This is a genomic window from Bradyrhizobium barranii subsp. barranii, assembly GCF_017565645.3.
Classification (GTDB): Bacteria; Pseudomonadota; Alphaproteobacteria; order Rhizobiales; family Xanthobacteraceae; genus Bradyrhizobium; species Bradyrhizobium barranii.
In genome coordinates, this window is record NZ_CP086136.1 from 7,230,648 (window position 1) to 7,253,440 (window position 22,793).

Consider the following 22,793-nt stretch of genomic DNA (forward strand, 5'->3'; position numbering starts at 1 on the left):
TCAGGCCGCGGTCGACCCGAATTCAGGAACCGCATCCTTCAGGATGGTCTTGATCGTGGCCCGATCGTCCCGCGCGATCGCCTGCTCCAGCGCCGCGATCCATTTGCGCAGCGTCTGCATCGGCGGCTCGTTCGGCTGCGCGGCCATGATGCCGGCGACACCGATCTCACGGGTCGGCTCCTCGGAGGCGAACAGGATTTCGTGCAGGCGCTCGCCCGGCCGCATGCCGGTGAACACGATCTCGATGTCGTAGCCGGGCTGGAGGCCCGAGAGGCGGATCATGCGCTCGGCGAGATCGACGATCTTCACCGGCTGGCCCATGTTGAGCACGTAGACCGAGACGTCGGGACGCTGCGTTCCGAGCGCATGCGTTGCCGCCGTGATGACGAGATCGCAGGCCTCGCGGATGGTCATGAAGTAGCGGACCATGTCGGGATGCGTCACCGTCACGGGGCCGCCGGCCTCGATCTGGGCCTTGAACTTCGGCACCACCGAGCCGTTCGATGCCAGCACGTTGCCGAACCGGACCGAGATCAACCGCATCGGCGGCCTGGCACTGCCGCTAGCTGCGGCAAGATCGTGGTCGAGCGCCTGGCAGTACATCTCGGCGAAGCGCTTGGTGAGGCCGAGCATCGACACCGGCTCGATCGCCTTGTCGGTCGAGATCATCACCATGGCTTCGGCGCCGGCGCCGTGCGCCGCATCGGCAACGTTGATCGAGCCGAAGATATTGGTCTTGACGCCCTCGCTCCAGTCGCGCTCCAGGATCGGCACGTGCTTGAGCGCGGCGGCATGGAACACGATGTCCGGCTTGAACTCCGCCATCAGGCGGATGATGCGCTCCCGGTCGCGGATGTCGGCGATCCGCCCCTCGATCGCGGCCGCAGCGCCCTGCGCAGCCAGCGTCTCCGTGACCGCGTAGAGCGCCGGCTCGGAATTTTCCACGATCAGCAAACGTGCGGCGCCGAAGGCAACGACACGCTCGCAGATCTCGGACCCGATCGATCCGCCGCCGCCGGTGACGATGACAGCCTTGCCCTTGATCAGCGCTTCGAGCCGCGCATAGTCGATCTTTTCGCTCGGCCGCAGCAGGAGATCCTCGACCGCGACGGCCGTGAGGCGCGGCGCGTCGCCGCTCTCCAGCGAGGGCATGCGGTTGACGATCACGCCCAGCTTGCGCGCCCGCATCAGGATCGATTCCGGATGGGCGTCCGGCTCGAACGCGGACGGCGTCATCACCAGGCGTGCGATCGGCTTGTCGCGTTTGGCGAAGTCGCCGATGACGTCCTCGATGTCGTCGATGTCGCCCAGCACCGGCACGTTACGGATGAACTGGCCGCGATCGGATCTCGACGGCGACAGCACGCCCACCGGCCAGATGCGCTTGATCGCCCCGCTCTCGATGCCGCGCAGCAGCACCTCGGCATCCGCGGCGCGGCCGATCAGCAGCGTCGGCGCGGCATCCTCGCCCCTCGCATGCCGCCGCACCCGCGTATAGCGGAAATAGCGATAGGCCATGCGCAGCGCGCTGAGGGAGGCGATTTCGAGGAACCAGTAGAGGACGATCGTCACCTTGCCGAGGAAGAAGGCGCCGCGGACGTTGGGGGCGACGAAGATGTAGTCGAGCGCCAGGAGGGCAACCGTCAGCACGGTCGCGACGCGGATGATGTTCAGCGCGTCAGGCAGCGAGATGAAGCGCCATTTCGTCGTGGTCAGATTGAAGAGGAAGAACACGACCACGCTGAAGGCGAGGAAGTAGGGCAGGATCCGGAACAGCAGCGGCAGCCGATCGAAGAAGCCGTCGCCGCCCTCGAAACGCACGTAGAAGGCTGCGAACAGCGCCGCCGTGGTCGCCAGCAGGTCGTGGAGCGCGATCAGGAAATTGCGCAAGGTGAGATGCGAAAGACGCGTCATCCGCCGACCGATGAAATCCCAGTTAGGTGCAACCTGACCGCGCTGATAGCCCATCTCGACAAGACTTGCCAGTACAAGACTTGCCAGCCGCGCGGCCGTTCAGGAACCAGCTTCCCCCACCTTCGCATCGACGCGTCTGGCCCGGATCACCATGCCGCCGGCAACGCCGACGCCGATGACATACATCCAGCCCTCGTGGAAGTCGAACAGATGGGAGTTGAACAGCGAGGTGAAGACGTTCTGCACCACGACCAGTAGGCCAACCCAATAGGCCAGCCCATCGCCGCGGAACAACAGGAGATGCAGGATCCAGGTCGCGTAGAGAACGGCGATGCCGATAACGCCCCATTGCACGGCGACATTGAGCGTCTGGTTATGCGGATTGCCGATCACCTCGGCGGAGGCCTGGTAGCCGCTGCCGGTCTTGACCTGCTCGAACAATCCACGCGTCGAACCGGTGCCGTGCCCCTTGATCGGCGCCTCCGCGAAGAAGCCGAGCGATTTCCGCCAGAATTCGAGCCGCAGGCCCAGCGAGGTCGGCTCGCCCTTTTCGACATAGCGCGTGTAGTCGCTGGCGAAGGTGTCCGCGGTCTTGCGCAATTGCGGCGAGGCCTGCCAGGCGAGAGCGGCGCCGGCGAGCAGAGCGGCCGAGATGATCGCGATGCTGCGCCAGCGCAGGTGCAGCAGTGCGAACACGCCGAACATGATCGGAACGGTGACCAGCGCGGTGCGCGACACCACCACGAAGGCCATGTTGACGAAGAAGCTCAGAGCCAGCGCGATCAATAGCCCCGCGAACCAATAGCGCTTCTCGCGCAGCAGCATCACGATGGGATAGGCGAGCGCGACCGCGCACAGCGCGAATTCCTGGCTCTGGTCGATGTAGTTCTTGACGAAGATGCCGCGCTCAAGCTGATCGGGCTTGAGCGTCAGGTTGGGATAGAAGGCCACCAGCCACGACATCACCGAGAGCAGCGCGCAGGACACCAGGAACGCGATGAACATCCAGTGCCCGCGCGGCGAGCGCTCGAAATGATAGAGGAAGACCGGCAGCACGAGCAGCTTGACGGTCGGATTGACCGCATAGAGACGCGCGCCCCAGGCCGCATCCGACCACAGCGTGCCCACCAGCGCGAGCAGGACGAGCGCGATCGGCGCGGCTGCGATCGGGCGCTTCAGCGATTGCAGGAATGCGCGGACGTCGAGAAACGGCACCATGCAGAGCAGGAACACAGCGTTGAAGATCGCCGTGAGCGAGGTCGACCAGGGCAGCGACGCCACGGTCAGGATTGCGAACAGGTCGGCCGTCTCGTACCACGCCGCCGGGCTGCGAAAGCGCCGCCACAGCGTCTGGCCGGTCGTCTCCCGGGCGAGCGTCGTCGCTTGGTCCGTCACTTGCCCCCTCCCCGCGCGCGATGGACCAGCGCGGTCGTGCTGAAGCCCTGGAGGATGTCGACCAGCACGACGGCCCCGCCGGCGGCTTCGACGACCTCGTGGCCGACCACCTGCTCGCGGGTGTAGTCGCCGCCCTTCACCAGCGCGCTCGGCTTGATCCGGGTGATCAAATCGATCGGCGTATCCTCCTCGAAGATGACGACGAGATCGACGGCTTCGAGCGCCGCGAGCACTTCCGCACGCGCCCGCTCGTCCTGAACCGGGCGATCGGCGCCCTTCAGCCGCCGCACCGAGGCATCGCTGTTGAGGCCGACGATCAGGCGATCGCAGGCTCCGCGCGCCGCGGTCAACACCTTGACGTGGCCGGGATGCAGGATGTCGAAGCAGCCATTGGTGAAGCCGACGCGCAGGTCCTGCCGGCGCCATTCCGCGAGCTGTGCGTCGAGCGCATCAGGCTCGAGCACGATCTTCTCCTCGGCCGCGAGATAGGCATGCGGCAGGATCTTCCGCCGCAGCTCGGCCGCGCTCACGCTGGCCGTGCCTTGCTTGCCGACGGCGACGGCAGCGGCCGCATTGGCCATCCGCAACGCCGTGTCCCAGTCCGCACCCGCCGCGAGCGACACCGCAAGCGCGGCGGCGACGGTGTCACCGGCGCCGGAGACGTCGCGCACCTGCACGGGGACAGCCGGAACATGAACGGCTTCGCCATTGCGCGGCACCAGCGTCATGCCGTGCTCGCCTTGCGTGACCAGGATCGCCTCGCAATCGGCGAGCCGCATCACATCCTCGCTGGCATCGACGATGCTCTGCGGCGTGTCGGCGCGGCTGCGGGTCGCCTCCGAAAATTCCTTGCGATTGGGCGTGAGCAGCGTGGCGCCGCGATAGATCGCCCAGTTCAGGCTCTTGGGATCGACGATCACGGGCTTGCCGAGCGTTCGCGCGGCGTCGATAGTGTGGCGGATCACCCGCGCGGTCAGTACGCCCTTGGCGTAGTCGGAGAGCAGCACGATGTCGGCGCGCGCGATCTGCGGCAGGATTGCGTCGATCAGCCTGGTCTCGATGTCGTCGGAGGCAGGCACCGCCTGCTCCCAATCCGCGCGCAGCATATGCGTGGAAAAATGCTCGGAGACGAAGCGGACTTTTCGCGTGGTCGGCCGCGACGGATCGCACACCAGCGCGCTTTCGATGCTGTCCTGCTCATCGAGCGCGGCCTTGAGCCGTGCACCGGCATCGTCCTCGCCGACGAGGCCGACGAAGATGCAGCGCGCGCCGAGGGACGCGATATTGCGCGCGACGTTTCCGGCGCCGCCGATATGGATCTCGCTGCGCTGGGCGGCGATCACAGGCGCCGGTGCTTCCGGCGAGATCCGCGACACCTCGCCATAGACGAACTCGTCCAGCATGATGTCGCCGATGCACAGCACCGTACGGCCTGAGATGGCTTGCGCGAGGGCGTCGAAATCGAGAATGGGCGTCGGCATGGTCCTTGAAGCCTCAGCGGAAGCGGTCTGGCCGGTCGAGATAATCGCCGACATAGGCTTTCACCGCATCCTCGAGCGTCGTGAAGCCGCCGTTATAGCCGGCGCGGTGCAGGCGATCGACCTCGCTCTGGGTGAAGTATTGATAGCTGCTGCGGATCTGCTCGGGCATGTTGACATATTCGATGTTGGGCCTGGTGCCGAGCGCGGCATAGGCAGCGAGCATCAGATCCCTGAAGCTGCGCGCCTTGCCGGTACCGACGTTGAAGAGACCGGACACCGACGGCGTCGCCAGCAGCCACATGACGACGCGGACGACGTCGTCGACATAGATGAAGTCGCGGCGCTGATCGCCGTCGGCAATGCCCTCGCGGTGCGACTTGAACAATTGCACGACACGGCCGGCCCTCACGTCGTCGAAGCGGCGCGCCAGCACGCTCATCATCGAGCCCTTGTGGTATTCGTTGGGGCCGAACACGTTGAAGAATTTCAGTCCGGCCCATTGCGGCGGCAGCTTGTCGCCGCGCGCGACGCGCTCGGCGACGGCGAGATCGAACAGGTGCTTGCTCCAGCCGTAGAGATTCATCGGCCGCAGTTTCTTCAGCGCGGGCAGCGAGGCGTCGTCGTCAAAGCCTGCATCGCCGTCGCCATAGGTCGCCGCCGAGGACGCGTAGATGAGCGGCACCGCATTCGCCGTGCTCCAGTCGAGCAGGCGCATCGACAGGCGGAAATTGGTCTCGATCACGAGGTCGCCGTCGGTCGCGGTGGTCTCGGAAATCGCCCCGAGATGGATCACGGCATCGAGCTTGCGGCCCTCTAGCCAGTCGAGCAACTCCGCCGGCGGGACGATATCCACAAGCTGGCGCTTGGCGAGGTTCCGCCATTTGCCGTCGCTGCCGAGCAGGTCGCAGACCACGACGTCGCTGCGGCCGGCCTCATTCAGCGCAGCCACGACATTCGATCCGATAAAACCGGCCCCGCCGGTCACCAGCAACATTCAACCTACCCTGCCCAGGTTTTGCCCTGCCCGATTTCACGGCCCAGTCCTGCCCTAGCGCATGATCCACCAAAGTGTAAGCGGTTTTGGATCGGGCGCTGTCCCGGCTTTACCTGCCGCCCCGGAGCGGGTAACCGAACCGCCACATCAGCACGTTCCGGTCCTATTAACGAATGAACCAAGATTCGCAATTTGATCGAGATGCAGATCGGAGCGACACACGCCCGATCCTGATCATCCCCTATATGTGGATCGGCGATTTCGTCCGGAATCACACCGTTGTCCGGGTCCTGAACGAACGCTGGCCCAACCGGCCGGTCGATCTCCTGACCACCTCCCTCTGCGCCCCCCTGGTCGATTACATGCCCGGCGTGCGCGATGGCATCATGTGGGACCTGCCGCGCAGCCAGCTCGCCGTAGGCCGCCAGCTCGGCCTGGCGAAGCTCCTGCGCGAGCGGAATTACGGGACAGCTCTGGTGCTGCCCCGGACCTGGAAGGCGGCCATCGCGCCCGCGCTGGCCGGGATTCCGGAAAGGGTCGGCTTCGTAGGCGAGTTCCGGTTCGGCCTACTCAACCGCTGGCGCTGGGGCGAGAAGAAGCTGCCCCGCTTCATCGACAAGAACGCCGCCCTGGCCCAACCCGATGGCGCCCCCCTGCCCGCGGAATGGCCGGTGCCGCAATTGCGGGTCCCGGCCGAGGACGTCGTCCGCTGGCGGCAGGCAAATGGCCTCAGCGCCGGGGCGGCGGTCGCGCTGGCCCCCGGCTCAGTCGGCGTCTCAAAGCGCTGGACCTATTATCCGGAGGCTGCCCGCTTGCTGGCCGAGCGCGGGCTGGAGGTCTGGGTGGTTGGCGGCCCCGCCGAAAAGGGCCTCGCCCAGGAGATCGTCGCCGCCGGCGGTCCGGGCGTGCGGGACCTCACCGGCACCGATCTGCGCAACGGCGTCCTTGCCATGGCCGCGGCCGGCGTCGCCATCTCCAATGATTCCGGCCTGATGCATATCGCAGCCGCGCTCGGCACACCCACCATGGGCATCTTCGGCCCGACCAGCCCCTATCTCTGGGCCCCCCTCAACGGCCTCGCCGCGACCGTGGTCCAGGACAAGAGCGTGCTCTCATGCCAGCCCTGCCAGAGCACGATCTGCAAGATGAACGACCACCGCTGCATGCGGGATATCGCGGCTTCCGAGGTCGTGGCGATCGCGCAGCGGGTGCTCGGAGTGTGAACTCATTGACGCCATGCGTTGGTCGGGCAACTGGCAGCGAATCCAACAGCAGGTCTTTCCGTCCGCCAGCTTTAGTCAGTGACGTTGTCAGTTCATTCGCGGGATAAGGCTGCGTCGCTGCCGCTTGTGAGGGCTGAACCAAGATCACGTCGACAAAGACGAATCTTCATCGAGATTCGAACAAGAGGTTCGCTCCTCAAACGTCGCTCGATACATGCCTCTTGGACATTTTACACAGTTATGGAGGTAGCCCCATGCCGATCGTTCAATTCACTCGCTTCAAGACCGACAAGCCCGAGGAAATGATCAAGATCGTCAGGCAGGCGAAGAAAATCTTTGAGAAACACGGCGCCGAATTTCTTCGGCTCTCCCGCTTCCACACTGGCCAGTGGGCAGGAGAGTTGCTGGTTGCGACGCGCTATTCCAATTGGGAAGTTTACGGCAAAGTGCAGGAAGCCGTGGCAAACGACCCGGAGTTCGCGCAAGTGCAGGCTGACGGAATGAAGATTTCCCAACTACAGGGCCGCAACATCGCCGTTAGCATCGATCTCTAGCCCGTCTTATTCGTAAGAGGCGCCCGAGAGGCTGGCGAGCGTGGTGTAAAGCGCTGATACGGCGTAGGATTCGGTTGTGAAGCCAACCCCATCACCTCCAACCGCGAACGCCACGCCCGCCATGACCGACGATACGATTCCGCCCTTCTCGTTTCCAGCCATTCACGCCAAGAAAGTCACAGCTGCCTTCGATGGTGGACGCCTAACCTCGAATGGGGGCGTGATGCTTCTGGCGATGGCCGAGCGGCGTCTCGGTTTGGCCGACAATCTGGCCCGGGTGTTCCCGGATCGGCGCGATCCGACGCGGGTCGTGCACAGCCTGGTCGATATGTTCCGCGCGCGCATGTTCGCGATCTGCTGCGGCTACGAGGACGCCGACGACCTCGATCATCTGCGGTCCGATCCCGCATTCAAGCTGGCCTGCGGTCGCCTACCGGACACGGGCCGGGATTTGTGTTCCCAACCGACGCTGTCACGCCTGGAGAATGCGCCGCGCCTGCGCGACGTGATCCGGCTGACCTACATTTTGGTCGACGCATGGATGGATAGCTACCCGCGCGAGCCGGCATCCGTCACGCTCGACATCGATGATACCTGCGACGTCGTCCACGGCCATCAGCAGCTCTCGCTGTTCAACGCTCATTATGATGAACGCTGCTTTCTGCCGATCCACGTCTACGACACGGAGAAGAGCCGGCCCGTGGCGGTCGTGCTGCGGCCCGGCAAGACGCCGGGCGGCGTCGAGGTGCGTGCCCATCTGCGCCGCCTGGTACGGCATATCCGCACGCGATGGCACAACACGCAAATTACGTTCCGTGGCGACGGGCACTATGCCCGGCCGGAGGCCATGGCGTGGTGCGAGACCAACGGCATCGACTACATCTTCGGTCTGTCCGGCACCAAGCCTCTCGCCAGAAAAGTCGACGAGGTCGCCGACGACATCCGCACCCGACGCGCCATCGAGAACCTGCCGGTTCTGCGTGGCTATACCGAGACCCGCCACAAGGCAAAGTCCTGGGATCGCGAACGGCGCACTGTCGCCCGTATTGAGGCGACGATGCTCGGCCTCGACATCCGTTTCGTCGTCACCAGCCTCGATGTCGGCTCGGCCGAGTGGATCTACGACAGCCTGTATTGCGCGCGCGGCCAAGCCGAGAATCTGATCAAGCTGCATAAGACGCAGCTCGCCTCCGATCGCACCAGCTGCCGTTCGGCGCTCGCCAACCAGGTCCGTCTCGTGCTCCATACGGCCGCTTATTGGCTGATGCTGACCGTGCGCGACGCCATTCCCAAAGCCCGGGAATTGGCCGCTGCCGAGTTCGCGACGCTGCGTCTTCGGCTCTTGAAAATCGCCGCCCGTGTCGTCGAGACCACGAGCCGCATTCGCCTTGCGTTTGCCGCGGCATGTCCCGAAGCCGACCTGATCTGCGGCTTGCCCGGCGCGCTGCTGCCGCTCGGTCCTTGACCGGCGGGGCGTCCGCCCCCGTTCGCCCAACCCATCCCTCAAGCGCGTTGCAAAGTACCGGTCGTCAGGCGGCGAAAAGCCGAAGGCAATCCTGTGCGCCTCGTCAGACAAGATGTGCGGCCGCATCAATCGGGCCCAAAAGCCGCACTCTCACGAATAGGACGGGCTAGCTGGGGCGCCGCCCCGCAAGCCACTCAAGCGCGGAGGCCGCCGGACAAATGCGGCGGCCTTTCCAGCTCTGACAGATCGCACTTGTCATCGCGCTACGCTGCGCTTTGCCTCAAGCAGACGAGCGCTCTGCAGAGCCTATTGACTTAGATCAACAACAGCTTCGCCAGTTCGCCGCACCCAAATACTGCTCAAGACCGATACGAAGGGGCGCGTCTTGCTGCGCCCCCATCGGCGTCGAAGAGGCTGATTTGGCAGTATTGACCATTTAGTCGGAGAGTTTCATGAGGACCTTCAATCCTTTGGTGACGTTGGTACTTCTCGTGACGCAATCGGCCTCGATTCAGGCTGCGGATTTGAACGGAGCTTGGACAATCGACGCCTCGGCCTGTGGCCAAATATTTACGAAAGAGAACAACAGGCTTGCCTTCAAGAAAGATGCTGATCTCCACGCGGGCGGTTTAATCGTCCAGGGAAGGCAAGTAACCGGCACATTTGAAAAATGCACGGTCAAATCGTTGCGCGATGACGGGCCGAATATGCGAATAATCGCGTCGTGCTCGGACGGCGTCGCGATTTCAGACGTCGCATTCGACCTGACATTCTCCGGAGAGAATAATATCACACTCAGCTCCAAGGAGCCGGTGCCAGTGCAAATGCCGTATGTGCGCTGCCCAATGTGAAGTCGACCGCGACGGTCTGAAGGAACCTGGATGGATGATCCGGGTATCGCAACTGCGGCCGATGATGACATCGTGCCGCTGTTTTGCCCGACGTGTCAAACGGCCTCGTAAAATCCGCAACGCATTGCACCGGCCGTCAACCCGTTGATTCCGCTGGCACCGGCTACTTTGCATGGGGTTGTTTTCGAGATTTTTGTTTGCTGTCGCGAAAACGGCAGTTCAGAGCAGCGGACGATAAACGTCACCGATCCGCGCCGCTTCGGCATCGAGGCTGAACTTCGCCAGCACCCGTGCCCGCCCCCGCGCGCCCATGGCGAGCGCGGCGTCCGGGTCGCGCATCAGCGGTTCGAGCGCGGCGGCCAACGCATCAGCGTCACCAGTCGGGATCAGCACACCTGTCGAGCCGTCCTCGACCACGAGCGCGGCCGCACCGGCGCGCGCGGCGACGAGCGCGCTGCCGGCCGCCATCGCCTCGATCAGCGTCAAACCAAAACCTTCGTTGCGCGAGGTGAAGGCGTAGATCGTCAGCCGCTGATACCAGCGCTGCACCGCTTCGATCGGCAGTTCACCGGTGATGACGATGCGCGACTGCAGGCCGGCGGCCTCGATCCGCTTCTTCAGATCGTTCGCAAAGGGAGTCTGCTCCGGCTTGACTTGGCCGACGATGATTGCAGTGAAATCCGGATAGCGCGGCAGAAGGCGACACATCGCATCGACGAACACATCGGTGCCCTTCTGCGCGCGCACCCGGCCGAAACAGCCGATCGCGTAGCGGCCCGGCAGCGCGGCTTCCGCAAAGGCCGCGGCGCGATCGTTCGGCGGCGCATAAACGTCGGTGTCGACGCCGTGTGGGATCACCGTCGCCTTCACCTTCAGGAACGAGGCCGAGATGTCTGATGTCGCGATGATCGCGTCCATGCGCCGGATCAGCCAGCGCGTGATCCAGCTGTGATGCCGCTGCGCGGCCGACGTGAACACGAGTTTCAATGGCCAGCCGAGCGCGCGCAGGAGCACGCCCGCGATCATCTCGTTGTTGCGCCGCGCATGCCAGATCAATGGCGTCTTGCGGCCCCATAGTTTGAGGAAATCGGCAGCGCTTAGTCGCGAAATCCCCTCCGGCGCATCCGAGCCGAACCACGCCGCGCGATAGAGCTTTGCCAGCCGTGGCGCCACCATCCGGTTGGTCGCGGTGACCCCGGAATAGCGCCTGTGCAGATTTGGCACGATCACTTCCAGATCGCCGGGGGAATTCGCCACGTCATGCTCCGTTACGGAAGCCCCCTATACGCAACATTAAGCATAGTGACCAGTTCAGGGCTGCCGAAACCCCCTCTTCACCGCGCAAACGTTAACGTGGCACGTTGATCGAAGACGGGTGAGATCATGACTGTGCTAGTCACCGGCGGCGCCGGCTATATCGGAAGTCACACGGTCCTGGCGCTGGCGGAAGCCGGCGAGGACGTCGTCGTGATCGACGATCTCTCCACCGGTTTTTCCGCCTATCTGCCCGAGGGCGTGCCGCTGTTCATTGGCGACGCCGGCGACGAGAACCTGGTCGAAGGCGTGATCGCCCAGCACAACATCGAGAGCATCATCCATTTCGCGGGCTCCGTCGTCGTGCCGGAGTCGATGCGCGATCCGCTCGGCTACTACCGCAACAACTTCATGACCGCGCGCAACCTGCTCAACGTCGCCGTCAAGCGCGGCATCAGCCGTTTCATCTTCTCCTCGACCGCGGCCGTCTACGGCAATCCGGACCTGGTACCGGTGCCCGAGCACGCGCCGACGCGGCCGCTGTCGCCCTACGGCTCGTCGAAGCTGATGACCGAGATCATGCTGCACGACGTCGCCGCCGCCTATGGCATGCAATACGTGACCTTGCGCTATTTCAACGTCGCCGGTGCCGATCCGCAGGCGCGCATCGGGCTGGCCACCGTCGGCGCCACGCATCTGCTCAAGATCGCCGTCGAGGCCGCGACCGGCCAGCGCGCCAAGATCGACGTGTTCGGCACCGACTATCCGACCCAGGACGGCAGCTGCATCCGGGACTTCATCCACGTCTCGGACCTCTCGCAGGCCCATCGCTCGGCACTCGCTTACCTGCGCAATGGCGGCGCCTCGACGACGCTCAATTGCGGCTATGGCCGCGGCTATTCGGTGCTGGAGACCATCGACGCCGTGCGCCGGGTTTCGGGGCGCAGCTTCGCCGTGCAATACGCCCCGCGCCGGCCCGGCGACATCATGACCATGGTCGCCGACACCAGCCGCATCCGCGGCCTGCTCGACTGGAAGCCGCAATACGACGACCTCGAGACCATCGCGGCCCACGCGCTGGCCTGGGAGGACAAGCTGTTCCGCGAGCGCCATGGCGAGCTCCGCCACGCCGTCTCGGCCTAGATTCCATCCCAGCGCAAGCCCTTAATTGGGCTTGAAAAGCGCGGCTTTAGCGGGCACAGAGGCCCTTCGATCCCTGACGCGCGGGCAGGCTTTTCCTTGCCCCGTCAATGGACACCGGATGGCCCAGTTTCCAAAGAAAATCACCGACGATCCCTATACGGCGGCAATCCTGATTCGCCGCCTGGTCACGGAACAGGGGATCATCTACTGGCGGCGTTACCTCGTCGCCTTCGCGCTGATGGCGCTTGCCGCCGGATCGACCGCGGGCGCGACCTACGTGCTCGGCCAGGTCATCAACCAGGCCTATGTCGACAAGAACATCCCGGGCATCGCGATGTTCTCGGGCATCACGGTGATCCTGCTGTTCATCAAGGGTGTAGCGACCTACGGCCACATGGTGATCCTGACCAAGATCTCCAACGCCATCCTCGCCACCAACCAGCGCCAGCTGTTCGCCAAGCTGATGCGCGAGAGCGTCGGCTTCTTCTCCGAACGGCATTCGTCTGAATTCCTGGCGCGGCTGACGGCCGGCGCCAAATCCATCACCGACGTGCTCAACATGCTGGTCAACGCCGTCGGGCGCGACCTCATGATGCTGCTCGCCATGATCGGCGTGATGGTGTGGCAGGACCCGGTGATGTCGTTCATCGGCCTCGTCGTGGTGCCGCCGGCGATGCTGGTGCTGCGCAAGCTGGTCAAGCGCATCAAGGGCCTCGCCTTCAACCAGTTCACCGGCACCGCCGACATCTTGGAGACGATGCAGGAATCGCTCCAGGGCATCCGCACGGTGAAGGCATTCACGCTCGAAGACACCATGCAGAAGCGCATCGACGAGAACATCGCGATCGTCGAGCGCAACGCCAACAAGATGGCCCGCGTCGCCAACCGCTCCAACCCGCTGATGGAGATGCTCGGCGGCTTCGCGGTCGCCGGCTGCCTGCTCTACGGCGGCTACAGCGTGGTTGCGCTCAACGCCACGCCCGGCGCGTTCTTCTCCTTCATGACCGCGTTCCTGATGGCGACCGAGCCGGCCAAGCGGCTGGCGCGGCTCAACATCGATCTGAACAGCCAGCTCGTCGGCGCGCGCATGTTGCTCGAGGTCGTCGACAGCCCGGCGAGCGAACATTCCGACGACGACAAGCCGGCGCTGAAGCTGTCCGAAGCGAAGATCGAGCTGCGCGATGTCAGCTTCTCTTACCGGACCGGCGAGACCGTCCTCAACCGCATGTCCTTCGTTGCCGAGCCCGGAAAAGTCACCGCGCTGGTCGGCCCCTCCGGCGGCGGCAAATCGACCGTGCTGGGGCTGCTGCTGCGCTTCTACGAGGTGACGCAAGGCGACATCGTGATCGACGGTCAGTCGATCGGCGCGATCTCGCGCAAATCGCTGCGCGCGCAGACCGCCTATGTCGGCCAGGACGTCTATCTCTTCCGCGACACCATCCGCAACAACATCGCCTTCGGCAAACCCGGCGCGACCGAAGAGCAAATCATTGATGCCGCGAAAGCCGCCTGCGCGCATGATTTCATCATGAGCTTCCCGCTCGGTTACGACACGCCGGTCGGTGAGCACGGCACGCAGCTCTCCGGCGGCCAGCGCCAGCGCATCGCGGTGGCACGCGCGCTGATCAAGAACGCGCCGATCATCCTGCTCGATGAAGCCACCGCCGCGCTCGATTCCGAGTCCGAGCGGCAGGTGCAGGAGGCGATCGAGCATCTCTGTCAGAACCGCACCACCATCGTGATCGCGCACCGCCTGCACACCATCATGCACGCCGATGCGATCCTGGTGGTCGAGGGCGGCGAGATCGTCGAACAGGGCCGGCACGACGAATTGCTCCGCCGCTCCGGTCGCTACGCCTCGTTCTTCCGCCTGCAACATCACGACGCCGGCGCTCTGGCGCCGATCAGCGCAACCGCATAGAGTTCCTCATCAACCTCAAGAGCAGCGAGATCGCTCCATGAACGCCGCCTCCTACGTCATTCCGCTCCCGCCCCAGGCTTCGCTTCCCGTCGTCGGAGAGAGCGGCCGCTACCCGGTGCGCCGCATCTGGTGCGTCGGCCGCAACTATCTCGAGCACATCCGCGAGATGGGCAACGACGAGCGCGCCCCGCCGTTCTTCTTCGCCAAGCATGCCGACATGCTGGTGCCCGATGGCGCCACCATTCCCTATCCGCCGCTGACCAAGGATCTGCATCACGAGGTCGAGCTGATCGTCGCGATGAAGAGCGGCGGCCTCAACATCCCCGCCGACAAGGCGCTCGACCATGTCTACGGCTATGCCGTCGGCATCGACCTCACCCGCCGCGACCTCCAGATCGCCTCGCGCAAGAAGGAGCGTCCGTGGGAGATCGGCAAGTCGTTCGACGGCTCAGCGCCCTGCTCCGCGGTGCAGCCGGCCTCGAAGATCGGCCATCCCGCCAAAGGCAAGATCTGGCTGACGGTCAACGGCAAGGAAGCCCAGAAGGGCGATCTCACCGAGCTGATCTGGAACGTGCCCGAGATCATCTTGCAGCTCTCGCAGCAGGTGAAGCTCGCCGCCGGCGACATCATCATGACGGGCACGCCGGCCGGCGTGTCGCAGCTCCAGCCCGGCGACAAGCTCGAATGCGGCGTCGACGGCGTCGGCACGCTGAAGGTGAGCATCGGCCAGCCGGAATAGGCTGAATGACATCTGGAAATCGAAAGGCCCCGGACACGTCCGGGGCCTTTTGCATTTCTACCAGGCCTTCACCGGCCGATTGGCGTGGCTTGCCTGCGGCACACCGCGATTGAGCGACATGTGCGAATGCACGCACAGCCAGCTGTCGCCATTTTTTGAAAACACCATCGTCGCGCGGCCGGGGCGCGGAAACGCGCTGCCATCGGGATGGTAGCCCGTGCTCGTCCACGGCACGACCACCGTCGCCATCGTGCCGTCGGGGGATGCCAGGATCGAGACCTGATCAAGGACGAAGCGGAAGTCGGTCGTCCTCGGCCAGACGTTATTCCATTGCGTCGTAACCCACTGGTCGAGCCCCGGGATGACGTCGTTATGCGTACCGAAAGCGAGCACGTCCGGGTGAAACAGCGGCCGCGCCGAGGCGTAGTCGACCTCGCGGACATGGCCTGAGAAGGTATCCAGCCACGCGCGGAAGAATTGCACGATCTCGGTGTTCGCAAGTGGCAACGGGGCCATTGCCTGCTCCATGTTTGGCCGCTAAATCGCGGCGACCTTGTTGCCATGGACTGAAGTGTGCGGCAAGATTCGCGGTCGAGGCTGAAGGGTCCGCCGCAGAGACTGCATCAGAAAACGAGAGGATGTCTCGGATGTCGAACACGATCACGGAGCTCGAGGGGCTGCTGATGCAGCGCTCGCTCACCGACCCACAGCTTGTGGCCGCAGCGGAGAAGGCAGCGGACTTCCGCATCCTCCCCGATGCAACCGTCATCAAGATCGGCGGCCAGAGCATGATCGATCGCGGCCGTGCCGCGGTCTATCCAATCGTCGAGGAGATCGTCGCCGCCCGCAAGGCGCACAAGCTCCTGATCGGAACCGGCGCCGGCACCCGTGCGCGGCATCTGTATTCGATCGCCGCCGGGCTCCGGCTGCCGGCCGGCGTGCTGTCGCAGCTCGGGGCTTCCGTCGCCGATCAGAACGCCGCGATGCTCGGGCAGCTGCTGGCCAAGCACGGTATCTCCGCCGTCTCCAGCGCCGGGCTGTCGTCCGTGCCGCTGTTCCTCGCCGAGGTGAGTGCGGTGATCTTCAGCGGCATGCCGCCCTATAGCCTGTGGATGCGGCCCGCGGCCGAGGGCGTGATCCCGCCCTATCGCACCGACGCCGGATGCTTCCTCGTCGCCGAGCAGTTCGGCTGCAAGGCGATGATCTATGTGAAGGACGAGAACGGCCTCTACACCGCGAACCCGAAGACGTCGAAGAACGCCACCTTCATCCCGAAGATCTCGGTGGCGGAGATGAAGGCCAAGGACCTGCAGGATTCGATCCTCGAATTCCCGGTGCTCGATCTCCTCACCTCGGCGCGCCATGTCCGGCAGGTGCAGATCATCAACGGCCTCGTCCCCGGCAATCTCACCCGCGCGCTTGCGGGCGAGCATGTCGGCACCATCATCACCGCGAGCTGAAGAGAGCACCGTCATGGCTGATACCAACCAGATCAAGCACGTCGCCTCGCCGCTCGCGCGCCAGACTCTGCTCGACAGCGATCTCACCCGCCCCGTTGCCGGCAACCGCCCGATCAAGCTGCTGCCCTGGCTGCAGGTCATCAAGATCGGCGGCCGCATCATGGACCGCGGTCACGAAGCGATCCTCCCGCTCGTCGACGAGCTGCGGTCGCTCTTGCCGGAGCATCGTCTGCTCATCCTGACCGGCGCCGGCATCCGCGCCCGCCATCTCTACAGCGTCGGCCTCGATCTCGGCCTTCCCGTGGGTTCGCTCGCACCGCTCGCCGCCAGCGAGGCCGGTCAGAACGGCCACATCCTGGCAAGCCTGCTCGCACCGGAGGGTGTCTCCTATGTCGAGCACCCGACCATCGCGAGCCAGCTCGCCATTCACCTCCAGGCGGCGCGCGCTGTCGTCGGCAGCGCGTTCCCGCCCTACCACCATCATGAATTCCCGACCGCGCGCATCCCGCTGCATCGGGCCGATACCGGCGCCTTCCTGCTCGCCGACGCGCTTGGCGCTGCCGGGCTCACGATCGTGGAGGACGTTGACGGCGTCTACACGACCGATCCCAATGGCGCGGATGGCAAGAAGGCCGAGCTGCTGAAAGAGACGAGCTTTGCCGATCTTGCGAAGCTGAAGGGCACACTGCCGTTCGATCCCGCGCTGCTCGAGGTGATGGCCAACGCACGACACATCGCGCGCGTGCAGGTGGTCAACGGCCTCGTTCCCGGCCGGATCGCGGCGGCGCTGCGCGGGCAGCATGTGGGGTCGATCATCAACACCGGCGCCAAGCCGGTGTGAGGCAGCGGCAACGTCCGTAAAAACAAAACCCCGGAGCCTGCTCCGGGGTTTTTCGTAGGGCGGATTAGCGCAGCGCCGACATCACGATGAGACCGAGGATCAGCGCCGTCAGCGAATATTTCAGCGTGTAGTAGACGTTGCGGTTCCACTCCTTGACCTTGCGGCTGCCGAGATGGATCTCGTAGAGCTTGCCGAATACCTTGTTGAGCACGCCGACGCTCTCGCCGTCCACGTTCTGGGTCGCGGAGGCCTTGACGATGTGATGGCTGACCCAGCGATTGATCGCGGTCATGAAGCCGTACTTCATCGGGCGCTCGACGTCGCAGAACAGGATGATGCGGTTGACGTCGGTCGCATTCTCCGCGCTGTGGATGAAGGTCTCGTCGAACATGAAGGCCTCGCCGTCGCGCCAGACGCATTCGACGCCGTCGACGAGGATGCGGCACTTGTACGAGTTCGGCGTGACGAGGCCGAGGTGATAACGCAGCGAGCCGGCAAAGGGATCGCGGTGCGCGCCAAGCTTGCCGCCCGGCGGCAGCATCGCGAACATCGCGCCGTGCACGCTCGGGATCGATTTGAGCAGCTCCACCGTCTTCGGGCACAGCGTGTTCGCCGACGGCAGGAAGTCGTCATACCATTTCAGATAAAACCGCTTCCAGCCGCTCTTGAAGAACGAGTAGAAGCCCCAATCGTTGTTCTTCGCGGCCGCGCGAATAAAACCTTCGTCGAACAGGCGCACCGCCTCGTCGCGAATGGTCTCCCAATTCTCGCTGAGTGGCTTCAACTCCGGAAACTGATCGACCGGGATCACCGGCTTATTCGGCACGGCCGAGCCCGCATACATCAGCACGTTGTAGGGCGCGAGATAGGTCGAGTGATCGCCGAGCTGGCGGGCGAAGCGCAGTCGCTGCTTGCCGCGGAAGTGAACGTAAATGGTCGAAGCCGCGAGCACATAGAGAATGACAAGTTGCGGCGCAAAAAGCTGTTTCAGCATTTCCCCAAATCCCGAGTGACCCAGCTGGGGACGTGATCTACTCCGACCCGGCCCGAGCTGCAAGATATTGGCGTGCATCCTGAGGCTGTTCCGCAGGTTGTGATTGGGACGTCCCGAGCGCGCCGCGCACAATTTGAAATCGTAGCTGACCCGCCGCCAATACCCGCGTTGCGGTCGGTTTGCGGCGTGCTATCCTGGTTCCAGGGTTGGAAAATCGGGGTGCGTCTTGGGGATGTGGCGGTCGTTGGCGGGCTCCGCGCTCGCGCTGGTTCTGCTTGGAATATTCGCACCCGTGAACGGCCAAGGCACTTCGCCGTTACCCCAAGGCGGCAAGCCTCCGGATCCGGAGCTGCGCGGCCAGTGGCTACGGGTCGGGCAGACATTCGCCTGCAAGGTCGAAGCCGGTAAGCGCATCACCCCGCCCGATCCCGACGTGCTTAGCTTTGCCTGCCAGCGTATGGGCGCGCTGGGCGTCGGCATCTCGGAGACCTCGCTCAAGGCCGTGCTCGGCGAGCCGCACCGCAGGCTGCCGCAACCGAACAACGCGACGGCCTATGTCTGCTTCCTCGGCAAGACCGGCGAGTTTCCCTATCTTGCCGCCATCGTGAAAGCGAACCGCACTGTCGCACTCCAGATCAGCGGCGAGACACCGGTCGCCGCGTACAGCTTCAACCGGGTCAATCTCGGCGACAGCACCGACAAACTGATGGCGCAGTTCGGCGGCCCATTCCACGTCGGGCCTAGCGGGCTGGAGAAAACGGAGCTCTGGACGTACGAGCCATGGCCCTTCTCATTCGAGGTGCGGCAGGACCGCGTCACCTCGATCCGGATCAGCGATCCGACCATCAAGTAGATTCGATTGTGTTCGATCAAGCCCGCGACAGCGCCTGGAGACCCTTGAAGGTCAGGCGCTTCGGGTCGGTGACGCCGGCGAGATAGAGCCGACGGATGAAGGCGATGACGGCGTCGCGGTCGCAATCGGTCAGCGCGACGACGGCGTCGACCGCAATCTTCTGGGCTTCCATTGGGCTCACCTCGGCCTTGCGAGTAACCCCGGCCGAGACAGGCTAGGACTCATCCGTTAAATCGGCGTTAACCGTTCTGGAACCGTCGCCGATTCAGCCCGGCGGCCGTATACGCAAAACAACGCATTGGCAGTCGCCGCGCGGCCGCAATGTCTAGCGTGCACCGAGGCTCTTCTTGAGCTGCGCAAAGTGCTTCTTCAGCCGGGGCACGGCGAAGTCGGTGAAGGCCCGTACCTTCGGCACCGCGAGCCGGCCCTGCGGGCAGATCAAATGCGCGGGCATCTCCGGATCCTCATCGCCGGCCAGCACGATCTCGAGCTCGCCGCTCGCGACCTGCTCGGCCACCTGGTACGAATACATCCGCGCCACGCCGCGCCCGGCAACCGCGGATGCCACCGCCGCATAGGTGCTGTTGACGACGAGTCGCGGGATGAACTGGACTGTCCTGGCTGCCGATGAGCCGGCCTGTGGCGCAAAGGTCCAGGAATTGGGCAGGTGCGCCATCGCCACGATCTGGTGCTTGGCGAGATCGCCGGGTTCAGCGATGCGCGGGTGCTGCTTCAGGTAGCGCGGCGCAGCCACCACGACGCGGCTGATCTCGCCGACCCGCATCGCCACCATCGCCGAATCCGCGAGAGGCCCGATGCGAAGCGCGATGTCGACGCCCTCCTCGATCAGATTGACCGAACGGTCGAACAGCAGGAGCTTCGCCGACACCGTCGGATAGGCATCGAGAAATGCATCGAGGATCGGCCGCAGCACCATCTCGCCCGAGACCACCGGCGCCGTGATCGCGAGCAGGCCGCGGGGCGCCGTGCGCGGTCCGGCCACGATGTCGTCGGCCTCCTCCAGCTCGGTGAGCACGCGACGGCAGATCGCAACATAGCGCTCGCCCTCCTCGCTCAGCTTGATCGATCGCGTCGTCCGGTGCAGCAGCTCGGCGCCGACCCGCTCCTCGAGGAAAGCGATGGCGCGGCTGACCGCCGCCGGCGAGCGGCCGAGCTTGCGTCCTGCGGCGGCCAAGCTGCCCTCGTCCACCGCAAGGACGAACACCTTCATCGCATCCAGACGATCCATGCCTACCCGTCGCCCCATCAAATTCCAGTGACAAGCTAGGCGCTCGCCCCCGCCGCGACAACCGCCGCCAAAGGCCGGTCCGGCATTCGTTCGCACCACGTAACAGTGTCTGCCGGACAACGTGTATTCGCAGCCGGGCCGCCGCGGCGTACCTCAGTACGCGAGCCAGCCGCTGCTGGCGCAGGTTCTGAAAGCCAACAACAGGAGTCAGCCATGGGTATCGAGCAGAAGGTCGCCATCATCACCGGTGCATCGCAGGGCATCGGCGCCGCCCTGGTCCAGGGTTTTCGCGATCGCAACTATCGCGTCGTCGCAACGGCGCGTTCCGTCAAGCCGTCGGGCGACGATGACATCCTCGCCGTTCCCGGCGACATCGCCGACCGGGCCACCGCGCAACGCGTGGTCTCGCAGGCCGTCGCGCGCTTCGGCCGCGTCGACACGCTGGTCAACAATGCCGGCATCTTCGTCGCAAAGCCGTTCACGCAGTACACGGCCGAGGACTATGCGGCGGTGATGGGCACCAACGTTGCGGGCTTTTTCCACATCACGCAGCTCGCCATTGCGGAGATGGAGAAGCAGGGTTCGGGTCACGTCGTCCAGATCACGACCACCCTGGCCGATCAGGCCAATTCGAACGTGCCGTCGGTGCTGGCCTCGCTGAGCAAGGGCGGGCTGAACGCCGCGACCAAGTCGCTCGCGATCGAATACGCCAGGCGCGGCATCCGCGTGAACGCGGTGGCGCCCGGCATCATCAAGTCGCCGATGCATCCCGTTGCGACGCATGCCCAGCTCGGCGCGCTGCATCCGGTCGGCCACATGGGTGAGATGTCCGACATCGTTGGCGCCGTGCTCTATCTCGAGCAGGCAAGCTTCGTCACCGGCGAGATCCTGCACGTCGACGGCGGCCAGAGCGCCGGCCACTGAGCGCGGAGAAACACCATGCCGATCGTCACCATTCAAGTGACCCGCGAAGGAACGACGCCGGGAGCGGCGTCGCTCACGGCGGAGGAGAAGGCCGCGCTGATCAAGGGATCGAGCCAGTTGCTGCTCGACGTGCTCGGCAAGCCGCTCGAGTCCACCTTCGTCGTGATCGAGAAAGTCGACACCGACAATTGGGGCTGGGGCGGCCTGCCCGTGCGGGACTTCCGGCGCCGCCGCGCCGCAAAGACAGGATGATCCGCGCGCCACTGTGTGCGCAGGAGGATGACATGACCGAACTCAATGTAAACACTGGGCACCACGCCCGGCCGCATCAGCGGCCAGGATCGGAATCGCAATCGAATTCGCGGCAGGCTTGGCGGTACGCCGTGGCGGGATTGTGCGCAGCACTGGTCGGGCTTGGCCTCGCCCGCTTTTCCTACACGCCGCTGATCCCGGCGCTGATCGCCGCGAAGTGGTTCAGCGCATCCGACGTCGTCTATCTCGGCGCAGCCAACCTCGCCGGTTACCTCGCGGGCGCGCTCGCCGCACGCGCACTAGCCACCCGCATCGGCGCAGTCCGCGCACTGCGGGCGATGATGCTGCTTGCCACCCTCTCCTTTTTCGCGAGCTCTACCCCGGTGTCGTTCACCTGGTTTTTCGCCTGGCGCTTTCTGTCGGGCCTGACCGGCGGAATCATCATGGTGCTGGCGGCCTCCGTCATTCTGCCGCACGTATCGGCCGCGAGGCGCGGCATCGTCGGCGGCGTGATCTTTGCCGGCGTCGGCCTTGGCGTCGCGGCATCGGGCACGCTGGTGCCGTTGCTCCTGCAACAGGGCTTGCAGCAGAGCTGGTATGGCCTCGGCATGCTCTCCGCCGTGCTCACACTCGCGAGCTGGTGGAACTGGCCTGCGGAGGCCAAGAGCGATGCCGCGCCTTCGCGTCACGCGAAGTCCCATCAGGCCTCGCCCGCCGTGCGCGCGCTTCTGGTCCAGTATGGCCTCAACGCGGTGGCGCTGGTGCCGCACATGGTCTTCATCGTCGACTTCGTGGCGCGTGGCCTCGGCCAGGGCATTGCCGCGGGCGCGCGCTACTGGGTGCTGTACGGTCTCGGCGCCATCGTCGGCCCGCTCGTCACCGGCCATCTCGGTGACCGCTCGGGATTTGGACCGGCCCTGCGCGCGGCGTTCCTGATTGAAGCGGCCGCCGTGCTGCTGCCCACCGTCAGCACCGCGCCTCTCTCGCTGATCGTGTCGAGCGTCGTGGTCGGCGGCTTCACACCCGGTATCGTACCGCTGGTGCTCGGGCGCATTCATGAGCTCGTGCCGCACTCGACCGAGCAGCAGCGCGCGACATGGAGCCACGCCACCACGAGCTTTGCGCTGTTCCAGGCGGCGGCAGCCTACGGCTTCTCCTGGATCTACGCGCAGACCGGCGGCGACTATCTGGTCCTGTTCGGACTTGGCGGCGCCGCCGTGGTGCTCGCGCTTGCGATCGATCTTGGGCTCGCGCTCACCACGCGCAAGGCATAAAGCGGGCGGCGG

22 protein-coding genes are annotated in these 22,793 nt (G+C 64.8%); 13 read left to right on the plus strand and 9 right to left on the minus strand.

Annotation, left to right across the window (positions count from 1 at the left end):
* The 4 genes from J4G43_RS35385 to rfaD all read right to left on the minus strand — a co-directional run bounded on the left by J4G43_RS35385 (position 1) and on the right by rfaD (position 5,784).
* Positions 1–1,914, minus strand: coding sequence for a nucleoside-diphosphate sugar epimerase/dehydratase (locus tag J4G43_RS35385; protein ID WP_208087758.1), 1,914 nt, complete (start codon positions 1,912–1,914; stop codon positions 1–3).
* 99 nt (positions 1,915–2,013) lie between these two features.
* Positions 2,014–3,309 (minus strand): O-antigen ligase family protein, encoded by a 1,296-nt coding sequence (locus tag J4G43_RS35390; RefSeq protein WP_166099485.1) that lies wholly within the window; start codon positions 3,307–3,309, stop codon positions 2,014–2,016.
* On the minus strand, positions 3,306–4,790 hold the full coding sequence (gene rfaE1, locus J4G43_RS35395; RefSeq protein ID WP_208087759.1) for a D-glycero-beta-D-manno-heptose-7-phosphate kinase: 1,485 nt from the start codon (positions 4,788–4,790) through the stop codon (positions 3,306–3,308). Before rfaE1 ends, J4G43_RS35390 begins: the two co-directional genes overlap by 4 nt.
* Positions 4,791–4,803: 13 nt before the next feature.
* Complete coding sequence (gene rfaD / locus J4G43_RS35400; protein WP_166099514.1) at positions 4,804–5,784, minus strand: ADP-glyceromanno-heptose 6-epimerase; 981 nt, start codon at positions 5,782–5,784, stop codon at positions 4,804–4,806.
* A gap of 173 nt (positions 5,785–5,957) precedes the next feature.
* Between rfaD and waaF the strand changes: the two genes are divergently transcribed.
* The 4 genes from waaF (at position 5,958) to J4G43_RS35420 (ending at position 9,877) form a co-directional block, all read left to right on the plus strand.
* Positions 5,958–7,007 (plus strand): lipopolysaccharide heptosyltransferase II, encoded by a 1,050-nt coding sequence (gene waaF / locus J4G43_RS35405; RefSeq protein ID WP_208087760.1) that lies wholly within the window; start codon positions 5,958–5,960, stop codon positions 7,005–7,007.
* Positions 7,008–7,261: 254 nt separating this feature from the next.
* Positions 7,262–7,561 (plus strand): hypothetical protein, encoded by a 300-nt coding sequence (locus tag J4G43_RS35410; RefSeq protein WP_028153513.1) that lies wholly within the window; start codon positions 7,262–7,264, stop codon positions 7,559–7,561.
* 121 nt (positions 7,562–7,682) lie between these two features.
* Positions 7,683–9,026, plus strand: coding sequence for an IS1380-like element ISBdi2 family transposase (locus tag J4G43_RS35415; RefSeq protein ID WP_208087761.1), 1,344 nt, complete (start codon positions 7,683–7,685; stop codon positions 9,024–9,026).
* 452 nt (positions 9,027–9,478) lie between these two features.
* On the plus strand, positions 9,479–9,877 hold the full coding sequence (locus J4G43_RS35420; RefSeq protein WP_028153514.1) for a hypothetical protein: 399 nt from the start codon (positions 9,479–9,481) through the stop codon (positions 9,875–9,877).
* A 219-nt stretch (positions 9,878–10,096) separates the two neighbouring features.
* Here the strand turns inward: J4G43_RS35420 and J4G43_RS35425 are convergent, their stop codons facing one another.
* Positions 10,097–11,134, minus strand: coding sequence for a glycosyltransferase family 4 protein (locus tag J4G43_RS35425; RefSeq protein WP_208087762.1), 1,038 nt, complete (start codon positions 11,132–11,134; stop codon positions 10,097–10,099).
* A 126-nt stretch (positions 11,135–11,260) separates the two neighbouring features.
* Here J4G43_RS35425 and galE point away from each other — a divergent pair, with 126 nt between their 5' ends.
* The 3 genes from galE to J4G43_RS35440 all read left to right on the plus strand — a co-directional run bounded on the left by galE (position 11,261) and on the right by J4G43_RS35440 (position 14,934).
* Entirely contained in the window at positions 11,261–12,274 is a 1,014-nt protein-coding gene (galE, locus tag J4G43_RS35430; protein WP_028153516.1) for a UDP-glucose 4-epimerase GalE, read from the plus strand.
* A 118-nt stretch (positions 12,275–12,392) separates the two neighbouring features.
* Positions 12,393–14,195, plus strand: coding sequence for an ABC transporter ATP-binding protein (locus J4G43_RS35435; RefSeq protein ID WP_166099532.1), 1,803 nt, complete (start codon positions 12,393–12,395; stop codon positions 14,193–14,195).
* 37 nt (positions 14,196–14,232) lie between these two features.
* The gene (locus J4G43_RS35440; protein ID WP_208087763.1) at positions 14,233–14,934 is read left to right on the plus strand and encodes a fumarylacetoacetate hydrolase family protein; all 702 of its coding nucleotides are present in this window, start codon (positions 14,233–14,235) and stop codon (positions 14,932–14,934) included.
* Between the two features lie 57 nt (positions 14,935–14,991).
* Here the strand turns inward: J4G43_RS35440 and J4G43_RS35445 are convergent, their stop codons facing one another.
* Entirely contained in the window at positions 14,992–15,450 is a 459-nt protein-coding gene (locus J4G43_RS35445) for a YybH family protein (RefSeq protein ID WP_208087764.1), read from the minus strand.
* Between the two features lie 131 nt (positions 15,451–15,581).
* On the opposite strand from J4G43_RS35445, the gene J4G43_RS35450 reads away from it, so the two are divergent.
* Both J4G43_RS35450 and J4G43_RS35455 read left to right on the plus strand, forming a co-directional pair.
* Positions 15,582–16,394, plus strand: coding sequence for an amino acid kinase family protein (locus tag J4G43_RS35450; protein WP_208087765.1), 813 nt, complete (start codon positions 15,582–15,584; stop codon positions 16,392–16,394).
* A 13-nt stretch (positions 16,395–16,407) separates the two neighbouring features.
* A complete protein-coding gene (locus J4G43_RS35455) occupies positions 16,408–17,235 on the plus strand; it encodes an amino acid kinase family protein (protein ID WP_166342736.1) in 828 nt (275 codons plus the stop codon).
* 64 nt (positions 17,236–17,299) lie between these two features.
* On the opposite strand, the gene J4G43_RS35460 is transcribed toward J4G43_RS35455, so the two are convergent.
* Positions 17,300–18,229: an aspartyl/asparaginyl beta-hydroxylase domain-containing protein gene (locus tag J4G43_RS35460; protein ID WP_208087766.1), complete on the minus strand. Its 930-nt coding sequence runs from the start codon at positions 18,227–18,229 to the stop codon at positions 17,300–17,302.
* Positions 18,230–18,461: 232 nt separating this feature from the next.
* Here J4G43_RS35460 and J4G43_RS35465 point away from each other — a divergent pair, with 232 nt between their 5' ends.
* Positions 18,462–19,082 carry a hypothetical protein gene (locus J4G43_RS35465; RefSeq protein ID WP_208087767.1) on the plus strand — a complete coding sequence of 207 codons (621 nt, stop codon included), beginning with the start codon at positions 18,462–18,464 and terminating at the stop codon, positions 19,080–19,082.
* 16 nt (positions 19,083–19,098) lie between these two features.
* Here J4G43_RS35465 and J4G43_RS35470 read toward each other — a convergent pair whose 3' ends face one another.
* Positions 19,099–19,254, minus strand: a complete 156-nt coding sequence (locus J4G43_RS35470) for a hypothetical protein (protein WP_014493894.1) — start codon at positions 19,252–19,254, stop codon at positions 19,099–19,101.
* A 153-nt stretch (positions 19,255–19,407) separates the two neighbouring features.
* Positions 19,408–20,331, minus strand: coding sequence for a LysR family transcriptional regulator (locus J4G43_RS35475; protein WP_208087768.1), 924 nt, complete (start codon positions 20,329–20,331; stop codon positions 19,408–19,410).
* Positions 20,332–20,544: 213 nt separating this feature from the next.
* Here J4G43_RS35475 and J4G43_RS35480 point away from each other — a divergent pair, with 213 nt between their 5' ends.
* Genes J4G43_RS35480 through J4G43_RS35490 form a run of 3 tightly spaced genes read left to right on the plus strand, consistent with a single transcriptional unit; the run spans position 20,545 to position 22,781 of the window.
* Positions 20,545–21,255: an SDR family NAD(P)-dependent oxidoreductase gene (locus J4G43_RS35480; RefSeq protein ID WP_208087769.1), complete on the plus strand. Its 711-nt coding sequence runs from the start codon at positions 20,545–20,547 to the stop codon at positions 21,253–21,255.
* Between the two features lie 15 nt (positions 21,256–21,270).
* Entirely contained in the window at positions 21,271–21,507 is a 237-nt protein-coding gene (locus J4G43_RS35485) for a tautomerase family protein (RefSeq protein ID WP_208087770.1), read from the plus strand.
* Positions 21,508–21,539: 32 nt separating this feature from the next.
* Positions 21,540–22,781, plus strand: coding sequence for a YbfB/YjiJ family MFS transporter (locus tag J4G43_RS35490; RefSeq protein ID WP_208087771.1), 1,242 nt, complete (start codon positions 21,540–21,542; stop codon positions 22,779–22,781).
* Positions 22,782–22,793 lie beyond the last annotated feature (12 nt).